Below are 15811 nucleotides of genomic sequence, written 5' to 3' on the forward strand. Positions count from 1 at the left end.
AAGGCCGCCGCACAGCCCCGCTCCGGACGGTGTGAGCGAGGACGCCCGCGACACCGGCCGGAGCGGTCCCCGGATGCGCCGTGCCGGGACCTGTTGCACGATGAGGGCGGCCGAGGGAGGGGCAGGCGAGGAGGACCGGGTGGACAGGGACACCTCCTCACGACGGCGGGCCGCAGCGGCGCCGCCGATCGCACCGACGGCCCCGACGGGAGCGGCCGCCCGGGACACCCCGGAATCACCGGGCTCGCGGAAGACCCCGAAACCGCCGGTCACACCCCTCGCGCGAGGCACACCGGCAGCGGCAGCCGCGGACGCACCCCTCGCGCCGGGCAGACCGGCACCGGCAGCCGCGGACGCACCGCCCGCCGGCATCGGCTACGCCGACATGTTGCGCGGCATCGTCGAGGACGCGGCCGTGGGCGTCGCCGTGCTCGACACCGACCTGCGCTACCTCTACGTCAACCCGCACATGGCCCGGGCCACCGGCGTGCCCGCCGCGGCCTACCCGGGCCGCGCCCAGCGCGAGGTGCTGCCGCACCTCAAACGACCCGACCAGGTGCTGCGGGACGTCATCCGCGACGGACGGCCCCGCGAGGCCGTCGTCACCGGCCGCACCTGGGTGGACTCGCCGTACCAGGTCCGGGAGTGGCGGTGCGTCTACCACCGGCTCGTGAACAGCGCGGGCCGGGTGGTGGGCCTGGCCGCGGTGGGCCTGGAGATCAGCGAGCCGCAGCAGTACGTGTACGAGCTCGAGCGCGCCCACCGCCGCCTCGCGCTGCTGGACGCGGCCGCGTCCCGGATCGGCACCGGCACCGATGTCGCCGGGACCTGCCGGGAGCTGGCGGAGTTCGTCGTACCGGAACTGGCGGACGCGGCCGGAGTGGAGCTCAGCCCGCCGGACACCGTGCCGGCGCGGCGGACGCCGACCCGGCTCGCGGCGTACGCCACCCGGCCCGGGCTGGCCACCGGTCTCGCGGCCCTCGACGCGCGCGGCGACCTGGTCGGCTGGCCACGCGGCACCGGGACCCGGCGGAGCCTGGCGGCCGGCCGGATCTGGCGGCGCAGCGCGATCACCGCGGCACAGTGGCGGTCGCTGGTCCCGCGCTGGGCGCCCGCCCGGGCGTGTCTGACCGCCCGGGTCCACTCCGTGCTCCTCGCACCGCTGGTCGCGGACGGCCGGGTGCTCGGCATCCTGCTGCTGGCCCGGGCCGGGGACTCCGCGCCGTTCTCGAACGAGGACGCCACGGTGGCCCGCGAGCTCGCCGCCCGCGCCGCCCGCGCACTGGACCGCGCGGTCCGCTTCGAACGCGAGCACACCATGGCCCTGGAGCTGCAGCGGGCCCTGCTCACCGAGCCCGGCCAGTTGCGGCAGCACGGCGGTGTGGAGACCTCGGGCCGCTACCGTCCCGCCGACGACGGCTCGATGATCGGCGGCGACTGGTACGACGTCCTGGCGCTGCCGGACGGCCGGACGATGCTGGTCATCGGGGACGTGATGGGCCACGGGGTGGACGCGGCCGTGGCGATGAGCCACTACCGTTCGACGCTGCGCGCCCTGGCTCTCGCCGGGCTCTCGCCGCGCCGCATCCTCCAGCACGCGGACCGCATGGTCGCCGACTCCGGCTTCGAGCGGGTGGCCACCTGCTTCCTCGCGCTCGGCGACTCGGACGTCGCCACCCTCACCTACGCCAGCGCCGGCCACCTGCCGCCGGTCTGGCTCTCCCCGCAGGGCGGGACACAGCTGGTCCCGGTGCCGGTCGGGCCGCCGCTGGGCAGTGGGCTCGGCCGGTACGAGCAGCGGGTCACCCCGGAGCGCGGCGGTGTGCTGCTCCTGTACACGGACGGCCTCGTGGAGCGGCGCGGCGAGGACATCGACTGTGGTCTGGCCCGGCTGACGGGGCTGTCGCTGTGTCCCACCGATCCGCTGGACAAGATCCTGGACACGGTCCTCGGGCGCCTCGCCGCCGGCTCCGAGGACGACATCGCGCTGCTCGCGGCGCGCGCGGTGCGCGGCTGAGCGCACGCCCGTACGCCGGGGCGCGCGCCCGCCGTGCCCCCGGCTGCCCGGTGACACCGCCGGGCGCGGCTCGTTCACCGCCAGGGGATCGACCAGCAGTGAGGACCGGGTATGGGGCACGAGGAGAACGGCACGGCGGCCGCCGTGGAGCAGGCGCTGCGGGACTGGCTGTCCCGGCACGCCGAGGGCCCGCTCACGGAGGTGCACCACTGGGCGCTGCACCCGCCGGGCAAACTGCTGCGGCCGGTGCTGCTGCTGGAGTCGGCGGCGGCGGTGGGCGGGGCCTACGAGCGGGTCATGCCCGCCGCGGTCGGGGTGGAGCTGGTGCATGTGGCGAGCCTGCTGCACGACGACGTCCTCGACGACGACCGGCTGCGCCGCGGCAAGCCGTCGGGGCATGCCCGGTTCGGGGCGGACGCAGCCGTCCTGGCCGGTGACGCGCTGATGTTCGCGCTGTTCGAGCAGGTGGTGGAGTGCGGTCGGCGCGGGGTGCCGGAGGCGGCCGTGAACCGGGCCGTGGGCCTGCTGGCGCGGGCCGGCGGGCGGATGGCGCGGGGGGTGGCCAGGGAACTGGACCCGGTCCCGGCGCCGGACGTGGTCGGCGGGTATCTGGAGATGGTCCGGCTGAAGACGGGGGCGCTGCTGAGCGCGTGCTGCGCCACGGGCGCGGTGCTGGGCGGCGGCTCGCCGGAGCAGGCGCGGGCGCTGGCCGGGTACGGCGAGGCGCTCGGAGTGGCGTTCCAGATCCGTGACGACCTGCTGCCGTACGGCCCGGAGGCCGGGCGGGAGGGCAAGCCCGCGGACAGCGATCTGCGCAACGACCGGCCCAGCCTGCCCCTGCTGCTGGCCGGGCCGGTCGCGAGGGATCCGGAAAAGGTGGGGCGACTGCTGGTGGAGACGGGCGCTTTGGCGGAGTGCACGCGGCTGGGGCGCAGTTACGTGGAGCGGGCCCGGCGGGAGCTGGAGGCGCTGCCGCGGGGCCCGCACCGGGCCGCGCTGTGCCGGACGGCCGAGGCGCTGGCACCCGGGCCGTGGCGCGCGGGCGGTGTCGGTTGACGGCGACGCGGCTGTCCGGTCACCTGGAGACGCTGCGCCCGTACGACCTGGTGGTCGCCCCGGTGGTCACCGCGCTCGGCGCCGTGCTGGCCGCCCCCGCCGTGCCGCCCTGGCGGCTGCTGCCGGCGGCGGCGCTCGGGCTCACGGCGTGTGCGGGGGCGCTCTACGCCGCCGACTACCTCACCCGGCACGAGGACGCCCGGACCAAGCCGCACCGCCCCATTCCCTCGGGGCGGCTGCCGGCCGCCGCCGCACGCCGGTGCGCGGTCCTCCTCTGGCTGGCGGCGTTCGTCCTGGCCACGCTCCTCGCCTGGCGGTCCCTGCTCTTCGTCGGCCTCGCGGTCCTCGCCCAGGACGCCTACGGGCGGTGCCTGAAGGACCGGGGGCTGTGGGGGGACGTGGCGGTCGGCTTCTCGGGCTGGTCGTGCCCGCTGCTCGCCGGGGCCTGCTGCACCGCGCCCTGGCCGCCGGCCCACCTGACGGCGCCGGCGCTGCTGCTGGGCGTGCAGGGCACCTTCGGCAATCTGCTGCTCGCCGCCGACGACCGCCCGCACGACCTGCGCGCGGGCTGCGGCACCCTGCCGGTACGGCACGGCTCCGGCCGGGCGTGGGCCGTGCTGGCCGCACTGGCGGTGGCCGAGTACGCCGGGGCGCCGCTGCTCCCGGTCCGGACCGGGCCGCGTACCGCACCGGTGTTCCTGCCGCTGGTCCTGGCGGGCGCGGCCACGGCCGCCGCGGTGCTCGTCACCGTCCGGCGGCGGCCGGACCGGGCCGTCGGACTGCACATGTACGAGCGGGTGCTGCTGCCGGCGGCCCTGTGGGCGCTGACCGGCGAGGGCTACGCGGCCGTGGCGGTCGCGGCGGCCTCGGCCGGGGTGCTGCGCCTGACGTCCCGGCCGATGCTGCGTCCCGGACCGTACGAGGAGGGCGGCGCGGTCGGTGCGTGACGCTCAGTCGTAGGTGAGGACCATGCGGAAGCGCGCGGCTCCGGTGAGCATCTTCTGGTACGCCTCGTCCGCCTGCTCCAGCGGTACGGTCTCGATCGTCGGGCGGATCCCGTGCAGGGCGCTGAACTCCATGGTGTCCTGCACGTCCTGCGCGGTGCCGGACGGATGGCCGCGGATCTCCCGCGCGGCCCTGAGCAGCTGGAGCGGACTGATCCCGAGCGGCTCGGGGTCGATGCCGATCACCACCAGCTCGCCTCTGGTTCCCAGCCCGTCCACGGCCGCCGAGATCGCCTGGGAGTTGCCCGCGGTGGCGAGTACGACCTTGGCACCGCCGAGCGACTGCAGGGCCTCCGCGACCGGGGTCTCGGCGGTGGAGTCGATGTAGTGGTGGGCGCCGAGCTGCTTCGCGAAGTCCGCCTTCTCGGCACCGCGGGCGATGGCCACCGTCTCGAAGCCCATGGCCACCGCGTACTTCACGCCGAGGTGTCCGAGTCCGCCGAGGCCGACGACGGCGACCAGGTCACCGGGCTCGGCCGGGCTGCGCCGCAGGCCGTTGAAGGTGGTCACGCCCGCGCAGCCCAGCGGCGCCGCGTCGGCCGAGGTCAGCCCGTCGGGTATGCGGGCCAGGGCGTCGACGGGCGCGATCACCTGCTGGCCGAAGCCGCCGTCGTAGGTCCAGCCGGGCACCTTCAGGTTCTCGCAGACGATGAAGTCGCCCTGGCGGCAGGGCTTGCAGTGGCCACAGCTGCCGCCGAACCAGCCGACCCCCACGCGGTCGCCGAGCCGCCAGCCCCAGTCCTCGATGCCCTCGCCGATCTCCTCGATCCGTCCGGCGATCTCGTGGCCGGGCACCACCGGGAACGTGACACCGGGCAGTGCGGCGGTGACGAAGAAGGTGTCGCTGTGGCAGATGCCGCAGGCCTCGACGGCGATCCGTACGTGGCCGGGGCCCGGTCTCGGCACCTCCCGCTCGACGATCTCGAACGGCCCGCCCAGGGCGGTCACCTGCGCGACTCGGTAGGTACTCATGCGTCTCTCCCGGAACGGGTACGACGGGTGGGGTCCGAAGCCCCCTCACCCAGCACACCAGCTCCGGGCCGATCGCGCGCGTCGAGGCCGCCCGTCGCCGCGCCCCTTCCCCGCGCCCCTCGCCCGCGCCGCTCGCCGGGCACGGGAAAGGGGCTCCTACGGCTCCGGCCCCGATCAGGAGGTGATGCCGTTGTACTGGTCCCAGGTGTAGGCGAGGTCCGGCGCGGAGGGCTTGCCGGGCCAGTTGAAGTAGTCCCAGACGAGTTCGGCGGGGTTGGTGGCGAGGTAGCCCCGGCCGGGCAGGTCGTCGCCGTCGTCCCAGGCCCAGGGCGGGTTGGCGGCGTCGGTGTCGCACGCTCCGTTGGCCGGGCCGAGGACGCCGCCGGCGCCGCACTTGGCGCCGTAGGGGTTGGAGCTGTCGTCGCCCGCGAAGTTGTCCGGCGTCGCGAAGAGCGTGGTGAGGGTGCGGTTGGCCCACATGCCGTCGGCGGCGAAGACGTCGGTCAGCGTGTACTGCACGTCGCGGTCGTTGGACCCGGACGGCACCTCGGCGGTGGAGCCGGGGTAGTAGACGATGCCGTCACCGCTCGCGTACTGGCTGCGTTCCTGGGACAGGTAGCCCTCGGCCCACGCGGCGTGGGTGTTCGGCTGCTGGGTGGTGAACGGGCGGCCGTGCCCGTCGTCGTGCGGGTCGCCCTGCAGCTTCAGTGTGCCGTCGACGCTCTCCTGGCCGCTGGTGAAGTCGCTGCCGGCGGGCACCCAGGAGTAGAAGTTGCTGTGCGCGACGGTGATCGCGGCCTTCAACCGGCCGTGCGCGGAGCCGTCGTCGGCCACGACGACGAGGACGCCCTCGGCGTCGTTCTCGTGCTCGGTGAGGTCCTCCTGGTAGTTGTCGAGGACGCCGTCGGACCAGTCGCGCGGGTGGAAGTACGTGTACAGCAGGTAGGAGAAGGACGGGGTCTGGACGACCGAGTAGTAGACGTGCGCGGCGAGCGGGAACTGGCTGGTGTTCTCCCAGTTGTTGCGGCCGTTGAGGTCGCCGTCGTAGTCGTAGGACGTGATGTAGTCGGACTTGCCGCCGAGCGCGGTCTCGCCGGTGGAGTCGACGTCCTGGAAGTTGACCGGCGCCCACCACTGGGCGAGGGCGGCGCGGTCGGCGGCGGCGTCCGCGTGGGCCGCGGTCGGCTGGGTGAGGCCGGCACCGCAGACGGCGGCGAGGGCGGCCGTCACGGCGAGGGATCTGCGTCGGGTCAGAGGCACACAAAAACGGTGGGGGCGGCTGGTTGCCACGGTTCCTCCGGGGGGCGGCGGAAGGAACCGGCACGTCGGTCAAGTCGACGTGCCGGTAGGGGAGTTGACGCGCGTTCCGGTGGTGCGTGTGATGCCGCGGGTACGATACAGCGCGGTACGGGCGGCCGGGCAGCCCTCAGCAGGTGATGGTGCCCCTGCGCAGCGCGTGACCGCTGTCGTTGCTGTCGTCGGACCACCACACGGGCTTGGTGCCGCCGCTGCACGCGTCGGAGCCGGAGACGGCGAAGCCCTCGTTGTTGAAGTTGTCCATGCCGGACGGCCGGTTGTAGACGGCCGTGGTGGCGAAGACGCCGGACGAGTTGATCTGCAGGGTGCGGTGCTGGCCGGAGCAGGTGTCGTCGCAGACCACCCAGAGACGGGACGCCTGCGGCTCCCACTGGAGCTCCATGACACCGGCCATGCCGCTGCTGACGGACGACACCCGGGTGAAGGTGCCGCCGTCCTTGAGGACGTAGCCGTAGATCATGCCGGTGCCCTCGACGCCGACGAAGAACACGCCGCCGGCGTGCGAGCCGTAGTTCGCGGGGTTGTAGGCGGCGCCGGTGGAGGCGTCCTTGAACCCGGCGGCGGTCAGGGTGGCGTCCGGGACCCAGGTGATGCCCTCCAGGCCGAGGTTGGAGCCGACCGACGGCAGGTCGGAGGTCAAGTTCCACTCGGTGGCGGCGGTGATGGTGGTGGCGGTGCCGCTGACGTCGTACTTGAGGACGGAGAGCCTGCTGGTGCCGGACGAGTCGGCGTTGCGCTCACTCGCCACGTACACGCCGCCGCCGGAGCCGGAGCCGGTCAGTGTGACGCCCTCGTCGTCGGGCGTGCCCGAACCGCTCGGGAACCTGAGCGTCTTGCCGGACGACCAGCCGTCGGCGGTGTCGGCCTTCCAGGCGGTGGAGCCGCCTGGCACCAGGCGCCAGAGCTTGCCGCTGTTCTGTGCCGCCCACAGCACGCTCCCCTCCTGGTAGAGGCCGCTCATGTCGGAGCCGAAGGCGTTCTTGGTGTCGGCGGTGGCGACGGAGCTGCCGCCCGGCCACGCGGTCGCCGACATGCCGCCGGAGCCGCAGGCATTGGGGGCACCGAGGGTCAGCGCGGCGGAACCGAAGGCACCGGTGCCGTCGGGGCAGCGCGACCACGACGGGTCGGAGTGCTCGGTCCAGCTGAAGCTGTCGACCAGGGTGGTGCCGTCCGCGAGGTAGAGGCGCGCCTCGTCGTCGGAGCCCAGGCCGAAGGCGTTGTGCACGTCGAAGGCGACGAAGCCGCCGGGCGCGAGGGTCGTCCCGGACGCTATCGCGTACTTGGAGCTGTCGTTGTCGTCCCGGAGGATCCAGCCGGAGAGGTCCACCGTGGCGGTGCCCTTGTTGTAGAGCTCCACGGAGTCGTTGACGTCCCCGGTGGTCACCACCTCGTTGATCCGGATGTCGTCGGCCGCCGCCGCGTGGGCGGGGGACGCCGTCAGGGCGCCGACGGCGAGCGTCGGTCCGACGACGGCGACGAGCAGAACACGGAGGCTGCGACGCCACCGGCGAGCACGTGATTCGGTCACGAAATCCGTCCTGGGGTTTCGTTGTGACAGGCCGCCAGGACCCTTCCTGCGCAGCCGGAACGGCCGCCTTCGCACAGGTGAGGGGGTGGTGAACGGTGAGCGAACCACCAAGACGGGAGACCACGATGCAGAAGTTCGACACCCCCGCCCCCGATCTCCGCCGTCCTGGACATCCCCGCCGGACGCGTCCAGCTCATCGCCGCGGACCGCGCCGACACCACGGTCGAGGTCCTGCCCGCCGACCCCGCCAGGAGCCGCGACGTCAAGGCGGCGGAGCAGACCGCCGTCTCCTATGCCGACGGCGTCCTGCGGATCGCGGCCGGGGCCTCCGGGAACCAGCTCTTCGGCGCCTCCGGCTCGGTGAAGGTCACCGTCCGGCTGCCCGCCGGCTCCGGCGTCGAGGCGAAGGCGGCCGGCACCGAACTGCGCGGGGTCGGACGTCTCGGCGACATCGTCTTCGACGGCGCCTACCGCGAGGTCGAGATCGACGAGGTCGCGAGCCTCCGCCTCACCGCGACTGACGGCGACGTCGAGGTCGGCCGGCTGGGCGGCGCGGCGGAGATCGGCACCGCCCGGGGCGACATCCGGATCGGCGAGGCGACCCGCGGCACGGTCGTACCGCGCACCCAGGACGGCGACATCTCGGTCACCGCGGCCACCGGCGTCTCGGCCACCCCGGACGCCGGCACCGGCCGCGGGCGTGTCAGCAACACCCTCAGGAACGACGGCACCGCCGAACTCGACATCCGCGCCGCCACGTCCCGCGGCGACATCACCGCCCGCAGCCCGCAGGCGGGCTGATCGGCCACCCACCCCAACGGGTGGTTCACATCTCTGAACCTTGCGCACATGTATGTACGCGTGCGTCGCCGCATGCGAGACTCCTTCAACTCCCGCGCTCACCAGTTCAGTTGGAGAGGAAGGCACCCATGCACATGTCCCGCAGGGCCGTGCTGGCCACCGCAGGCGGCGCCGCGGCGGCGTACGCCGCCGTACCTCAGTCCGCGCAGGCGCTCACCGGCCGGCCGCCGGCCGCGACGGAGGCGGTGCTGCGTGACGCGGCGGACTACGCGGTCGCCAAGGTGCAGGCCGTCGCGTCCGGGGTGAGCGCCTTTCCGGTCGGGACGAAGTTCGAGAAGTGGGTCTACTCCCAGAACGGCGACTGGGTCGGCGGGTTCTGGCCCGGCGTCCTCTGGATGAGCTGGCTCCACAGCGGCGACGACCGCCTGCGCACCCTAGCCCTGGCATCCGCCGCGAAGCTCGCCCCCCGCAGGTACGACACCGGCACGCACGACCTCGGATTCCTGTTCACCCCGTCCTGGGTCACCGCCTGGCGGCTGACCGGCGACACGTCATGGCGGGACGGCGCCGTACAGGCGGCCCGCTCACTGCTCCAGCGCTACAACCCCCGTGGCCGCTACCTGCGGGCCTGGGGTGCCCTCGGCACCTCCGACAACGCCGGGCGCATGATCATCGACACGATGATGAACCTCGACCTGCTCGTCTTCGCCGCCCGGGAGACCGGCGAGAGCGCGTTCATGGACGCGGCCGTGGGACACGCGCAGACCGCGCAGCGCCTCTTCCCCCGGCCGGACGGCTCCACCCCGCACGTCTACGACCTCGACCCCGCCACCGGCACCCCCATCGGCCCGAACACCGTCCAGGGCTACAGCCCCACCTCCTGCTGGGCCCGCGGACAGGCCTGGGGCATCTACGGCTTCACCACGATGTACCGCCGCACCGGCGACCACCAGTTCCTCGCCACCGCCCGCGCACTCGCCGACTACGCGGTCCAGGCCCTCGGTTCGGACCACGTGCCCGTCTGGGACTATCGCGCACCGCAGCAGCCGTACGACGTCAAGGACGCCTCGGCCGGGACCGTCATGGCCTGCGGGCTGCTCGACCTGGCCGCCGCCACGGGCAACCGGTCCTACCGCACCACCGCGCTGCGCATCCTCGGCGCCCTGTGCGAGACCTGCCTCACCACCGGCTCCACCCGCGCCGAGGCCGTCGTGGCCCGCTGCACCCGCAACCGCCCCGCCGAGGACGGCATCGAGATCTCACTCCCGTACGCCGACTACTACCTCCTCGAGGCGATCCTGCGCGTCCTGCGGCCCCACGACCTGGACCGCGCGATCGACCTCTCGACGGTCTGACGGAACGCCACTAGGGGGCGGTGCCCGCCGGCCGGGAGGCGTTCGCCGGCGGTGCGGTGAGGGGGGACGGCGGCGGCGGGGACGCTTCGCCGGAGTCGGCCTGCACGACGAGGACGACCGCGATGACCGCCGTGGTCAGGGCGGCCATCGTGGCCAGCCACCAGATCCCGATCGCTTTCGCGTGAGCGGCCATGGCACCCTCCTTCGACGCGGAGCGTACGCCGTTGCCCGGATACGGGACTCCCTTTTCACAGCACGCGACAGCCGACGCCCCACACCACCGGCCTCACCGCCACATTCTGGCGGTCTTCCCCGGTTGTCGCGCCGAATTGAGAAATCCGCAAGGTAATTGACCCGGTATCAGCGGAAACCGCCGGCGATCCCCGACCGCCCTGCCCCTCGCGCGCGGTCGTCCGACCGCCCGGGCGCCCCGCGTCGCCGGGGCTCCGTCCCCCACGGCGACCGCCGCATGCTCATGACCGCCCGGCGACGGGCTTGTGGAGGTGATGTGCGGGCATACGGGATTCCACCCTTCGAGAGGAGCCCGCTCATGGCCGGCATCGTCGCAGCAGTCCTGTTCTTCATCGCCTTCCTGATCAACGCCGCGGACATCAGCACCAACGACACGTTCACCTCGACGAACGTCATGCTGCTGGGGCTGACCGCCCTGGCCCTGCACGTGGCGGGGATCGGCACCGCCCGGTCGTACCGGCGTCGGCGCTGACCGCGGGCCCGTGACCGCCCCGCCGCGCGACAGGCGGACGGCATCACCCGCAACCCTTGTGACACCTATCGAATTTCGATAGATTTCCATCGCAACTCGATGGAAGGACAGGTCGTGGGAAAGCTGGCAGTGCACACGCTGCGCGCCGTGCTCGCGCTGGTGCTCACCGGCACCGGGCTCATACAGGCAATGATGGTCTGGACGTTGGTCAGCGGGAACGACCCGGAGGACGGGACGCTCCCGCTGACCGCACTGCGCCTGATCACCATCCTGGGCATGGTCACGGTCCAGGTCGCGGTGGTCTGCGTATGGCGGCTGGTGACGATGGTGCGGCGCGGAACCGTGTTCTCCCACGCCGCCTTCCGATACGTGGACGGCGTGATCGGCTCGATCGTGGCAGCTGCCCTCGGGTGGTTCGCGGTCACGGCCGTCAACGCGCCGGGCCAGCGGGACGACCCTGGCGTCACCCTCATCATGGGCGGCATCGGCGTCGCCGTTCTCGGGGTCGCACTCATCGTGCTCGTGCTGCGGATGCTGCTCGCCCAGGCCGTCGCCCGGGACGTCGAAGCGGTCCAGATGCAGGCCGAGTTGGACCAGGTGATCTGATGCCGATCGCCGTCGACATCGACGTGATGCTGGCCAAGCGGAAGATGTCCGTGGGCGAGCTGGCCGACCGCGTGGGAATCACGCCCGCCAACCTGGCGGTGCTCAAGAACGGCCGCGCCAAGGCGGTGCGCTTCGCGACCCTTGCCGCACTCTGCGAGGTACTCGAGTGCCAGCCGGGCGACCTGCTGCGCTGGGAGGCCGAGGGCGCGGCAGCGGCCGCCGGCTGACGCGGGCGTGGCCCGCGGGACCGGACCGTGAACCACGGGCCGGAAGTCCGTCCGGCAGGGCTGGGCCGATCAGGGGATGACGTGCGGTGCACGGAAGCGCGGCCGCCCGGTGGCCCGTTCGGGTGAACGCGGCACCGGACACCCGGCCCGTCGGCCCGGCCCGCTCGCAGCGGCGCCTGTGGCGGGCTACCAGATCAGGCACCAGTAGTCGCCGTAGTGCCCGATGCCGATGCGCCCGACCTGCGGCACGAGGCTCGGGTTCGGCTGTCCCACGGCCGACAGCGAGCAGACCGGGTCGCCGACCGTCCTGGCATCCGCCATCCGCTTGGCGGCCGCCACGGCCTGCGGCGACGTGACCCAGATGGTCGTTCCCGGGGCGATACCGGTAGGCGTCGGGGCCGGGGTCATGGGCCCAGGAGTCCGCGACGGCCGCGAGGTGACCGGGGGTGGGCTCGGCCGGGTCGCCGTGAGGGACGGCGAGGGCGGGGGCGCGCTCGGCAGCGCGGTCATGGCGGACGGCGGGGGCGGGGGCGCGCTCGGCCGCGCGGTCGTGGGGGGCACCGAGGGCAGGCTCGGCGGCGCTGTCGTGGGGGGCACCGAGGGCGGGCTCGGCGGCGTGGTCGTGGGGGGCGCCGAGGGCGGGGGCGCGCTGGGCCCGTGCGGGGTCACGGACGGTGTGGGCGTCGGTGTGTGGGGAAGGGCCGGCTTCGTGGTCGGCGTGTGCACCGGCGGCGGGAGAACCGGGGCCGTCGGCTGGGCCGCCGACCGGGTGCCGGCCGGCACCGGCGGTACGGCCGGGGGCAGCACCGGCGGTACGGTCCGGGTCGGCCTCGGTGCGGGGGTCCGGGTGGGCTTCCGCGTCGTCGGGGCCGGTGAGCTCGGGGCCGACGACCGCGGCGGGAGGGACGGGGACGGACTCGGCGCCGACGGTGTCACCACGGGGGGCGGCGTCGGGTGGGAGGCGTTGCCGCCGTGGTCGGACGACAGCAGCGCCCAAGCTGCCAGACCGCCCCCCAGGGCGATCACGGCCGCTCCGCCCGCTATCCACGGAGCCCGCCGTGATGGCTGCCGGTGCCGGTTCATGATTCTCACTGTCCATCCGATCGCCGACGGCCTCAAGCCGGAGCCGGGCCGCCGCACGCTTCCGGCGGCCGTCCGCCGGTGCCCCACTCCCGGCCTGGCACGGCATGCGAGCGGCCGCACCGGGCTCGTCCGGCGCCCGGTCGTCGTGGACACACCGCGGGGCCGTCCGGCACGCCTTCGTCCGCGCCTGCACGGGCCATCGGGCGCCGCGCCGGGCGGGGTGGCTCATCCCTGCGGGACGGTGTGTCCGCCTGCGTCACTTCGGTGAAGAGGCCCCGGTCGTGCTGGCGTTGGCTGCTCCTGTGTGGTTCTCTGTCTCCATGACCGTGCTTGTGACCCGCCGCCACGTGGACTACGTGCGTGTCACCACGACAGGTTGTCGCGCCGAGAGCTGACGCTCCGCTCCGGCCCTTCCTTCATCTCCCCTGGGCTTTCTCTCCCTCGGTTCCGTCCGTTCCGTCTCTCCACCCCGCCACGGCCGCGTGCCCGCACACGCGCGCCGTCGCACCCTCACGCCTGCCCGCACAAGGAGCACCCGCCATGAGCCAGCCCGTCGACTCCGTCACCGCCGGTCACACCACCGACGAGACGCCCGCCGGACCCGACACCTCGGCCTGGTCCTTCGAGACCAAGCAGATTCACGCCGGGGCCGTGCCGGACCCCACGACGGGAGCCCGGGCGACGCCGATCTACCAGACGACGTCGTTCGTGTTCCGCGACACCCAGCACGCCGCCGACCTGTTCGCCCTGGCCGAGCCCGGCAACATCTACACCCGCATCCACAACCCCACCCAGGACGTCTTCGAACAGCGCGTCGCCGCGCTGGAAGGCGGTGTCGCGGCCGTGGCGCTGTCCTCCGGTCAGGCGGCCGAGACGCTGGCCATCCTGACGCTGGCGAGTTCCGGGGACCACATCGTCTCCAGCACGTCGCTCTACGGCGGCACGTACAACCTGTTCCGGCACACGCTCCCGAAGCTGGGCATCGAGGTGTCCTTCGTCGACGATCCGGACGACGTCGACGCCTGGCGGGCGGCGATCCGGCCAGGCACCAAGGCGCTGTTCGCGGAGACGCTGGGCAACCCGCGCGGCAACGTGCTCGACGTGCGGGCCGTCGCGGACGCCGCGCACGCGGCGGGCGTGCCGCTGATCGTGGACAACACGGTGCCGACTCCCTATCTGCTGCGGCCCATCGAGCACGGCGCGGACATCGTCGTGCACTCGGCCACCAAGTTCCTCGGTGGACACGGCACCGCCATCGCGGGCGTCGTCGTGGACGGCGGCACCTTCGACTTCGGTGCGCACGCCGAGCGGTTCCCCGACTTCACCGAGCCCGACCCGAGCTACCACGGGCTGCGGTACTGGCCGGCGCTCGGCCCCGGCGCCTTCGCGATCAAGCTGCGCGTGCAGTTGCTGCGCGACCTCGGCCCGGCCCTCTCCCCACACTCCGCGTTCCTGCTGCTGCAGGGCGTGGAGACGCTGAGCCTGCGCATCGAGCGGCACTCCGCGAACGCGCTGGCGCTGGCCGAGTGGCTGGAGCAGCGGGACGAGGTCGCCGCCGTTCACTACCCGGGCCTGGCGTCCAGCCGGTGGTACGAGGCGGGGCGGAGGTACCTGCCGCGCGGTGCCGGCGCGGTGGTCTCGTTCGAGCTGCGGGACGGCGTCGAGGCGGGCAAGCGGTTCGTGGACGCGGTCGAGCTGTTCAGCCACCTCGCCAACATCGGTGACGTGCGCAGCCTGATCATCCACCCCGCCTCCACCACCCACAGCCAACTGGACGCGGAGCAGCTGGCGGCGACCGGGACCTCGCCGGGCCTGGTGCGCCTGTCGGTCGGTATCGAGAACCTCGCCGACCTCAGGGCCGACCTGGAGGCCGGTTTCCGCGCGGCCAAGGGCGCGTCCTGAACGCCGTACCCACCACCGGGGTTCCCCTTCCGCCGGCCACCGGGGCCTGGCGGGAGGGGGATCCGGCCGGGCACCGGCAGTGGTACGCGGCCGAGAAGCCGCTGTCCCTGGAGGCGGGCGGTGAACTGCCCGGCGCCCGGCTGGCGTTCGAGACGTGGGGGCGGCTCGCGCCGGACCGCTCCAATGCCGTGCTCGTCCTGCACGCCCTCACCGGTGACAGCCATGTCGCCGGAAGCGCCGGGCCCGGCCATCCGACCCCGGGCTGGTGGGACGGGCTCGTCGGGCCGGGGCTGGCGCTGGACACCGACCGCTGGTTCGTCGTCGCCCCGAACGTCCTGGGCGGCTGCCAGGGCAGTACGGGACCGGCCTCGCCGCGTCCCGACGGACGTCGGCGCTGGGGCGGCGCCTTCCCGTTCCTGACCCAGCGCGACCAGGTCGCCGCCGAGGCCGGGCTGGCCGACGCACTGGGTGTCGAGCGGTGGGCGCTGGTCGTCGGCGGGTCGATGGGCGGGATGCGCGCCGTGGAATGGGCGGTGACCCACCCGGAGCGCACCGGCGCGTTGCTGCTGCTCGCCACCACGGCGGCGGCGAGCGCGGAGCACATCGCCTGGGCGAACATCCAGCTACACGCCATCCGCAGCGATCCGCACTGGCAGGGCGGCGACTACCACGACACCGGCCACGGCCCGCACGCCGGCCTCGGCCTCGCCCGCCGCCTGGCCCATGTCACCTACCGCAGCGAGCCGGAACTCCAAGTCCGCTTCGGCCGTGCGCCCCAGGGTACCGAGGACCCGTTCGGCGGCGGCCGATACCAGGTCGAGTCGTACCTCGACCACCATGCCGCCAAGCTGGTCCGGCGCTTCGACGCGGGCAGTTACCTGGTGCTGTCCGAGGCGATGAACGCGCATGACGTCGGCCGGGACCGCGGGGGTGTCCGAGCCGCCCTCGGTCGCGTGACCGCCCGCACCCTGGTAGCGGGCGTCGACTCCGATCGCCTCTACCCGCTCGCCCAACAGGCCGAACTGGCGGCGGGCATCGCCTCGGCGGACGACGTCCGGGTCATCGAATCCCCCCACGGGCACGACGGTTTCCTGATCGAGACCGAGCAGGTCGCCGCACTCGTGGCCGAGTTGGTGCCCCGGGCCGTACCCGACGGCCCGCCGCAGCCTTCCCGTCTCTCCGCGGAACGATCCTGAACGGCGGTGGCGTGCGGCCGGGC

General features: G+C 73.7%; 15 protein-coding genes and 1 pseudogene. 11 read left to right on the top strand and 5 right to left on the bottom strand.

Annotated elements, in window-relative coordinates:
• The first annotated feature begins 139 nt into the window (after nt 1-139).
• From AB0472_RS13550 to AB0472_RS13560, 3 genes are all read left to right on the top strand, one after another.
• On the top strand, nt 140-2017 hold the full coding sequence (locus tag AB0472_RS13550; protein ID WP_366356180.1) for a SpoIIE family protein phosphatase: 1878 nt from the start codon (nt 140-142) through the stop codon (nt 2015-2017).
• 111 nt (nt 2018-2128) lie between these two features.
• Nucleotides 2129-3073, top strand: coding sequence for a polyprenyl synthetase family protein (locus AB0472_RS13555; protein WP_366356182.1), 945 nt, complete (start codon nt 2129-2131; stop codon nt 3071-3073).
• Nucleotides 3070-4020: a UbiA family prenyltransferase gene (locus AB0472_RS13560; protein WP_366356184.1), complete on the top strand. Its 951-nt coding sequence runs from the start codon at nt 3070-3072 to the stop codon at nt 4018-4020. The genes AB0472_RS13555 and AB0472_RS13560 overlap by 4 nt, the downstream gene beginning before the upstream one ends.
• Before the next feature lie 3 nt (nt 4021-4023).
• On the opposite strand, the gene AB0472_RS13565 is transcribed toward AB0472_RS13560, so the two are convergent.
• The 3 genes from AB0472_RS13565 to AB0472_RS13575 form a co-directional block, all read right to left on the bottom strand.
• Nucleotides 4024-5049: an alcohol dehydrogenase gene (locus tag AB0472_RS13565; RefSeq protein WP_366356186.1), complete on the bottom strand. Its 1026-nt coding sequence runs from the start codon at nt 5047-5049 to the stop codon at nt 4024-4026.
• A 174-nt stretch (nt 5050-5223) separates the two neighbouring features.
• Nucleotides 5224-6309, bottom strand: coding sequence for a hypothetical protein (locus tag AB0472_RS13570; protein ID WP_366356188.1), 1086 nt, complete (start codon nt 6307-6309; stop codon nt 5224-5226).
• 166 nt (nt 6310-6475) lie between these two features.
• Nucleotides 6476-7894 (bottom strand): lamin tail domain-containing protein, encoded by a 1419-nt coding sequence (locus AB0472_RS13575; RefSeq protein ID WP_366356189.1) that lies wholly within the window; start codon nt 7892-7894, stop codon nt 6476-6478.
• A 125-nt stretch (nt 7895-8019) separates the two neighbouring features.
• Between AB0472_RS13575 and AB0472_RS13580 the strand changes: the two are divergent.
• A pseudogene (locus tag AB0472_RS13580) lies at nt 8020-8695 on the top strand (DUF4097 family beta strand repeat-containing protein).
• Nucleotides 8696-8823: 128 nt separating this feature from the next.
• On the top strand, nt 8824-10050 hold the full coding sequence (locus tag AB0472_RS13585; RefSeq protein ID WP_366356190.1) for a glucuronyl hydrolase: 1227 nt from the start codon (nt 8824-8826) through the stop codon (nt 10048-10050).
• A gap of 10 nt (nt 10051-10060) precedes the next feature.
• Here the strand turns inward: AB0472_RS13585 and AB0472_RS13590 are convergent, their stop codons facing one another.
• A complete protein-coding gene (locus tag AB0472_RS13590; RefSeq protein WP_366356192.1) occupies nt 10061-10243 on the bottom strand; it encodes a hypothetical protein in 183 nt (60 codons plus the stop codon).
• A 357-nt stretch (nt 10244-10600) separates the two neighbouring features.
• Between AB0472_RS13590 and AB0472_RS13595 the strand changes: the two genes are divergently transcribed.
• The 3 genes from AB0472_RS13595 (at nt 10601) to AB0472_RS13605 (ending at nt 11607) form a co-directional block, all read left to right on the top strand.
• Nucleotides 10601-10774: a hypothetical protein gene (locus AB0472_RS13595; RefSeq protein ID WP_366356193.1), complete on the top strand. Its 174-nt coding sequence runs from the start codon at nt 10601-10603 to the stop codon at nt 10772-10774.
• 114 nt (nt 10775-10888) lie between these two features.
• Nucleotides 10889-11380, top strand: a complete 492-nt coding sequence (locus tag AB0472_RS13600) for a DUF2975 domain-containing protein (protein WP_366356195.1) — start codon at nt 10889-10891, stop codon at nt 11378-11380.
• On the top strand, nt 11380-11607 hold the full coding sequence (locus AB0472_RS13605; protein ID WP_366356196.1) for a helix-turn-helix transcriptional regulator: 228 nt from the start codon (nt 11380-11382) through the stop codon (nt 11605-11607). The genes AB0472_RS13600 and AB0472_RS13605 overlap by 1 nt, the downstream gene beginning before the upstream one ends.
• A 186-nt stretch (nt 11608-11793) precedes the next feature.
• Here the strand turns inward: AB0472_RS13605 and AB0472_RS13610 are convergent, their stop codons facing one another.
• Entirely contained in the window at nt 11794-12015 is a 222-nt protein-coding gene (locus AB0472_RS13610; RefSeq protein ID WP_366356198.1) for a hypothetical protein, read from the bottom strand.
• On the opposite strand from AB0472_RS13610, the gene AB0472_RS13615 reads away from it, so the two are divergent.
• From AB0472_RS13615 to AB0472_RS13625, 3 genes are all read left to right on the top strand, one after another.
• Complete coding sequence (locus tag AB0472_RS13615) at nt 12014-12958, top strand: hypothetical protein (protein WP_366356199.1); 945 nt, start codon at nt 12014-12016, stop codon at nt 12956-12958. The two genes, AB0472_RS13610 and AB0472_RS13615, sit on opposite strands and share 2 nt — an antisense overlap.
• A 272-nt stretch (nt 12959-13230) precedes the next feature.
• A complete protein-coding gene (locus tag AB0472_RS13620; RefSeq protein ID WP_366356201.1) occupies nt 13231-14592 on the top strand; it encodes a bifunctional o-acetylhomoserine/o-acetylserine sulfhydrylase in 1362 nt (453 codons plus the stop codon).
• A complete protein-coding gene (locus tag AB0472_RS13625; protein WP_366356539.1) occupies nt 14589-15788 on the top strand; it encodes a homoserine O-acetyltransferase in 1200 nt (399 codons plus the stop codon). Before AB0472_RS13620 ends, AB0472_RS13625 begins: the two co-directional genes overlap by 4 nt.
• The last annotated feature ends 23 nt before the right edge of the window (nt 15789-15811 follow it).

It is taken from the genome of Streptomyces sp. NPDC086777 (assembly GCF_040702065.1).
Lineage (GTDB): Bacteria > Actinomycetota > Actinomycetes > Streptomycetales > Streptomycetaceae > Streptomyces.

Coding starts and splice junctions, on each gene's coding strand:
- AB0472_RS13565 (WP_366356186.1), bottom strand. CDS start 5,049: ATGAGTACCTACCGAGTCGCGCAGGTGACCGCCCTGGGCGGGCCGTTC.
- AB0472_RS13620 (WP_366356201.1), top strand. CDS start 13,231: ATGAGCCAGCCCGTCGACTCCGTCACCGCCGGTCACACCACCGACGAG.
- AB0472_RS13605 (WP_366356196.1), top strand. CDS start 11,380: ATGCCGATCGCCGTCGACATCGACGTGATGCTGGCCAAGCGGAAGATG.
- AB0472_RS13610 (WP_366356198.1), bottom strand. CDS start 12,015: ATGACCCCGGCCCCGACGCCTACCGGTATCGCCCCGGGAACGACCATC.
- AB0472_RS13590 (WP_366356192.1), bottom strand. CDS start 10,243: ATGGCCGCTCACGCGAAAGCGATCGGGATCTGGTGGCTGGCCACGATG.
- AB0472_RS13615 (WP_366356199.1), top strand. CDS start 12,014: ATGGGCCCAGGAGTCCGCGACGGCCGCGAGGTGACCGGGGGTGGGCTC.
- AB0472_RS13595 (WP_366356193.1), top strand. CDS start 10,601: ATGGCCGGCATCGTCGCAGCAGTCCTGTTCTTCATCGCCTTCCTGATC.
- AB0472_RS13585 (WP_366356190.1), top strand. CDS start 8,824: ATGCACATGTCCCGCAGGGCCGTGCTGGCCACCGCAGGCGGCGCCGCG.
- AB0472_RS13555 (WP_366356182.1), top strand. CDS start 2,129: ATGGGGCACGAGGAGAACGGCACGGCGGCCGCCGTGGAGCAGGCGCTG.